Annotated in this window: 2 protein-coding genes; one reads left to right on the forward strand and one right to left on the reverse strand. The window is 64.9% G+C overall.

Annotated features, from left to right (window positions below):
- The coding region (locus EKD05_RS25455) for a formylglycine-generating enzyme family protein (RefSeq protein WP_165360997.1) at nucleotides 1–643 on the forward strand (643 nt) is incomplete at its 5' end.
- Nucleotides 644–898: 255 nt separating this feature from the next.
- On the opposite strand, the gene EKD05_RS26235 is transcribed toward EKD05_RS25455, so the two are convergent.
- Nucleotides 899–1,162, reverse strand: a complete 264-nt coding sequence (locus EKD05_RS26235) for a hypothetical protein (RefSeq protein WP_165360998.1) — start codon at nucleotides 1,160–1,162, stop codon at nucleotides 899–901.
- Nucleotides 1,163–1,350: the final 188 nt, after the last annotated feature.

Raw genomic sequence — 1,350 nt, forward strand, 5'->3', positions numbered from 1 at the left:
GGCCCCCTGGTGGGATGCGGCAGGGCGGGCGTGGCTGGCCCGCGATGATGCCGCCACCGAGGGGTTGGAACGGTGGCGGCAGCAGCGGCAGCGCAAAGATCAGCCAGAGTTTTGGGATGATGAAATGTTCGGGCACGGGCGTGGGAACTATCCGGTGGTCGGGGTCAATTGGTATGAAGCCATGGCCTTTGGCCGCTGGCTGACCGTGTCTTTGAACAATGGTTTTGTCTACCGCCTGCCGAGCGAGGCGGAGTGGGAGTATGCGGCGCGGGGACCGACGCGACGGAACTATCCGTGGGGTGCGGCTGAGTCTGAAGGTGAGCGGGCGAACTTCTATGGGATCTATGATGGCACGACCGCCGTGGGTTGTTTCCCGGCCGGGGCAACGCCGGACGGGGTGCTGGATCTGGCAGGCAACGTGTGGGAATGGACGCGGAGCGTGTCTCGTCCGTACCCCTATAATCCCGCCCTCGACGACGGACAGGAGGAGGGAGCTGATGTCTCCGAAAAAAGCTTTACAGTTCGTGGCGGCTCGTGGGGCGATGTTTCGTCCTTCCTGCGCGCGGCCTTCCGCCATCATAATACGCCCGTCACCCATAATCGGAATGTGGGTTTTCGGCTTGCCCGGCACCCACATGTGTAAAGTGTTCTGTGTTCTGTCGCGTGACGTAAGTACGGCCGTGCAGGTAGCACAGGTACGGCTAGCGGGGGCGCGGCGCGGTGCGGGGGGATGCAAGGGGGCGCACCCCCTTGCTTGCGCCCGTGGCGCAACGGCGCGGCATGCATCGCTTGCTGGCTCACTTTCACTGGTCGCTATGTGCGCATCGCCTCGGTGCCGCAATGAATACGGGCACCAGGCGCGTGCCATCTTATGCCACGCGCCTGATCTTGGGAGCGGTCACATGGATGGACGCACCCCAGCTTCTGTGCCAAGGTTCGCTCCCCCGTTGAACGTGCCGTTGGACGCGTTAGGGTGTGCGCTTGCGGGTGGTGCGTCGGTGCTGGTGGGGCTGATCGTTGTGTCGCCATCGTCGGGCGGGTGAATGGGCGCGGCGACGAGCGCGTCGTTGCGGTCGCTGGGCGCGTTGGTGTCGCTGAGCAGCAATGCGCGGGCGACGGCGCTCAGGTCGGTGATGGCGGTCTGGATGTCCTGCTGGCGCATGCCGAGCAGATCGGCGTAGAGCTGGGCGCGGGCGATGACCTGCTGGTAGGCACCGGCTAGCGCCTATCGGCTAGGTTCACGTTAGCCGCATGGGTGCGCTCGGCCCTGAGTGGTTGATCCTCGATCCTGAGCAGATCGGGGAGCGCGAACCCCAGCAAGCAGATGGTCGCCGAGGCCAATCCGCCGAC

The sequence above is a fragment of the Candidatus Chloroploca sp. Khr17 genome (assembly GCF_004138165.1).
Taxonomy (GTDB): domain Bacteria; phylum Chloroflexota; class Chloroflexia; order Chloroflexales; family Chloroflexaceae; genus Chloroploca.

Excerpts from the sequence above, each read along its gene's own strand:
- EKD05_RS26235 (WP_165360998.1), bottom strand. The coding sequence starts at position 1,162 with ATGCGCCAGCAGGACATCCAGACCGCCATCACCGACCTGAGCGCCGTC.